Genomic DNA, 3,420 nt, shown 5'->3' with positions numbered 1-3,420 from the left:
CCGGGAGCTAGCGCTCGGGCGGCGGGGTGCCGGTGAACAGCTCCCGGCTCTGCGCGAGGGCCAAGCGGACGCCCGGGCCAACGCTGCCGGTGCTGCCCGCGCGCATGAACGACTCGACGGCATCGTGCATGATGGCCGCGATGACCTGCAGGGCGAGGGCGGCGCGCCGGTCCCCGGGATCGAGTCCCTCCCGGCGTTCGAGCAGCGCGTTGAAGGCCTGATGCGTCTCGTGGTTTTCGGTGAGGAACTTCCCCATGAAGCTCGGTTCGCGCTCGATGATCGCGTGCACGTGCGTGATGGTCCCGGCGACCTGCAGGACCTCGTCCACCAGCTCGATCGCGACCTCGGCGAGCTCGTCGAGCAGGCTCGGGCTGATCCTGCCGTCCGGGGTCCCGGCCGCGAGGAAGCGCCGCACGGGCTCCGACTCGAGCAGCTGGGGGGAGCTGCCGATCACCGCGTCTTCCTTGCTCGGGAAGTAGTTGAAGAAGGTGCGCCGGGCGATGCCGACCCGCTCGCAGAGTTCCTCGATCGTGAAACCGTTCAGGCCGTGTTCGGCGGTGAGCTTCCGGGCGTGCTCGGTGATGGCGATCCGGGTTCGCCGCATCTTGGCCGCCCGGCCGCCAGATTCTGCACTTTCGCTCATGAAGTGCAATTATGCACTCTTCTGTCAAAAGTGCAAAATCATGCTGGGCGTTGGCTGGGTTACGCTGGGTCGGGCCCGCGCGGGCCGGGAAGCGGGGAGCAGTGGACGAGCGGCGCATGGTGATCGGCGGAGCCTCGGGATTCCTGGGGGCGCACCTGGTCGAGTCCTTTCGGGCCGAGGGGTGGCGGGTGGCGACGATCGGCCGGGCCGGCGCGGACGCGAGCTGGGACGATCCGGCCGCGATCCTCGCGCTGGTGGACGGCGCGGACGCCCTGATCGGCCTCGCCGGGAAGAGCGTGGACTGCCGCTACGCGGACCGCAACCGGGACGAGGTGCTGCGCTCCCGGGTGGACACGACCCGCGCCCTGTCCCGGGCCATCGCCGCGAGCGCCCGGCCGCCGCGGGTCTGGCTGAACGCGAGCACCGCCACGATCTATCGCCACGCGGAGGACCGCGCGCAGGGGGAGCGGGACGGCGAACTCGGGACGGGCTTTTCCGTGGATGTGGCCCGAAACTGGGAGCGGGAACTCTTCCGCGACGAGCTGCCCGGCACGCGCCGGGTCGCGCTGCGCATCGCCATTGTCCTCGGCGACGGCCCGGCCACGCGCACCCTGTTCCGGCTCGCCCGGCTCGGGCTCGGCGGCCCGCACCTCGATGGCCCCTGGTTTCCGCATCGCCGATACCGGGGGATCGGCCCCGACCCGAGTGGACCGGAGCGTTCGGGGTGGCATCGGAGCCGGGGCCGTCAGCGGTTCTCCTGGGTGCACCTCGACGACGTCCTCGGCTCGATCCGGTGGATTCTCGACCGGGACGACCTCGCCGGGCCGATCAACGTGGCCTCGCCCGGGGCGAGCGATAGCCGGGGCCTCATGCGTGCGCTCCGGCAGACCGTCGGCGCGCGCGTGGGCCTCCCCGCGTCCCGTTGGATGCTGGAGCTCGGCACCTGGGCGCTGCGCACGGAGTCCGAGATGGTGCTGAAGAGCCGCTGGGTGCGCCCGGAGGTGCTTGAGACGTCGGGGTATCGCTTCCGCTGGGCCGAGCTGGAACCGGCCCTGCGCGACGTGTGGGCCTCGGTCCGCGCCGGGGACTGAGCGCGGCGCGGCGGATGCGCGCGGGCGTCGTCCCGCGTATCCTGGGGAGCCGGTGCGGGCCCCGGCCGCGCAGCCGCGCAGCCGCGCTCGACCGTGCGGGAGTCACCCTCGGACTTAGTTCCACCCAAACAATCTTGTTTGGCGGTACACTATCGGGATGTTAGTCGACGATCTCTCGCCCAGTATGCAGAACTACATCAAGGCCATCTGGGGGCTTCAGGAGTGGTCAGACGAGCCGATCTCGCCCTCGACGATCGCCGAGACCGTCGGGGTGCGCCTGTCCACCGTCTCCGATGCCGTGCGCAAACTTGGGGAGCAGGGGCTCGTCGACCACGTCCGCTACGGCACGGTCGCCCTGACCGACCTGGGCCGCCGCCACGCGGTCTCGATGGTGCGCCGCCACCGGCTCATCGAGAGCTTCCTCGTCGGCGCGCTCGGCTATGAGTGGGACGAGGTGCACGACGAGGCCGATCGCCTGGAGCACGCGGTGTCCGACACGCTCGTGTCCCGCATCGACGCCTTCCTGAACTTCCCGACCCGCGATCCGCACGGCGACCCCATCCCGAGCGCCGACGGCGTCGTGCACCGCCCCGACGCCACCCAGCTCTCCGAGATCGCGCCCGGGTGCCGGGTCCGGGTCGAACGGATCTCGGACGCTGACGGCGGGATGCTGCAGTACTTCGCCAGCCAGGGCATCGTGGTGGACGCCGTGCTGGAGGTGCAGCCGGGGGAGCCCTTCTCGGGCACCGTGCAGGTCGCGGTCGAGGGGCGCGCGGGCTCGGTCAGCCTGGGCGCGCAGGCCGCCGAGTCCATCTGGGCCTCCGCACTCGGCTAGGGCTCGCCCTCCCGCGACCCGTCCGGCCCCGAATCCGGCTCCTGCGTGACCGCGGCGAGAAAGCGGTCGAGCGTGTCCCGGTGGCCGGGCGAGAGCCGCTCGCTCAGGTGCCCGGTCAGCACCCGGCTCAGGTCCGGTTGCTCCGGGAAGTCCTCGGCCGCGGTTTGCGCCACGAGGTCTCGAAAGAAATCGCCGTGCTCGGCGAGCATGTCCTCGAGCAGGGCGTCCCAGGCCTCGGGCGGCGCATCCGCCGGGAACGCCAGGAACCGCGTTCCGACGTCCCGGGGGTCGTGCGAGGCGGTCTGGGTGACGGCGAGCAGTTCGGTGTGCGCCCGAACGAGCCACGCGACCTGCTCGGGCGGGGCGAGGTGACCAAAGATGACGAGCTGTTCGAGCTCGGTGCCGTCCAGGTCGACGAGTGATGCGAGGCTCTCCCCGGAGGGATCGAGGGCCTCCGCGAGCGGGCCAAGCTCGGGGAGGAGGCCGTCCTCCCGAAGCCGGGACACGCGGTCCCGGCGCTCGGTGAGCCGGGCGATCTCGGCGTCGAGCTCGGCCTCGGCCCGCTGCAGCGTCTCCGCGCGGGCCTCGCGGTCATCCAGCAGGGGCTGAATCTCAGCGAGGGAGAGCCCGAGCTCCCGGAACCGGGCGGTGCGGATGAGCCGGATGAGATCTTCCACCCGGTACTCGCGGTACCCGTTGTGGCTCCGCTCGGGCTCCGGCAGGATCCCGGTGCGGTGATAGTGGCGCAGGGTGCGCACGGTCACGCCCGCGAGCCGGGCGAGTTCGCTACTGCGCACGGGGCCTCCCATCAGCCGTGGCCTCGGGAGCCGTGGCCCGCTCGAAACCGTCCG

Annotated in this window: 4 protein-coding genes; 2 read left to right on the top strand and 2 right to left on the bottom strand. The window is 71.7% G+C overall.

Annotation, left to right across the window (positions count from 1 at the left end):
- Positions 1 to 7: 7 nt before the first annotated feature.
- Positions 8 to 643, bottom strand: a complete 636-nt coding sequence (locus tag OOT08_RS02185) for a TetR/AcrR family transcriptional regulator (RefSeq protein ID WP_325090914.1) — start codon at positions 641 to 643, stop codon at positions 8 to 10.
- A gap of 116 nt (positions 644 to 759) precedes the next feature.
- On the opposite strand from OOT08_RS02185, the gene OOT08_RS02180 reads away from it, so the two are divergent.
- Positions 760 to 1,734 (top strand): epimerase, encoded by a 975-nt coding sequence (locus OOT08_RS02180; protein WP_325090913.1) that lies wholly within the window; start codon positions 760 to 762, stop codon positions 1,732 to 1,734.
- A 157-nt stretch (positions 1,735 to 1,891) separates the two neighbouring features.
- Positions 1,892 to 2,569 carry a metal-dependent transcriptional regulator gene (locus OOT08_RS02175; RefSeq protein ID WP_325090912.1) on the top strand — a complete coding sequence of 226 codons (678 nt, stop codon included), beginning with the start codon at positions 1,892 to 1,894 and terminating at the stop codon, positions 2,567 to 2,569.
- On the opposite strand, the gene OOT08_RS02170 is transcribed toward OOT08_RS02175, so the two are convergent.
- Positions 2,566 to 3,366, bottom strand: coding sequence for a MerR family transcriptional regulator (locus OOT08_RS02170; protein ID WP_325090911.1), 801 nt, complete (start codon positions 3,364 to 3,366; stop codon positions 2,566 to 2,568). The genes OOT08_RS02175 and OOT08_RS02170 overlap by 4 nt on opposite strands.
- Positions 3,367 to 3,420: the final 54 nt, after the last annotated feature.

The sequence above is a fragment of the Leucobacter sp. M11 genome (assembly GCF_035726885.1).
Taxonomy (GTDB): domain Bacteria; phylum Actinomycetota; class Actinomycetes; order Actinomycetales; family Microbacteriaceae; genus JAPFRB01.
The sequence above is the reverse complement of the archived record's forward strand: the minus strand, read 5'-3'. Positions and strand labels throughout refer to the sequence as shown.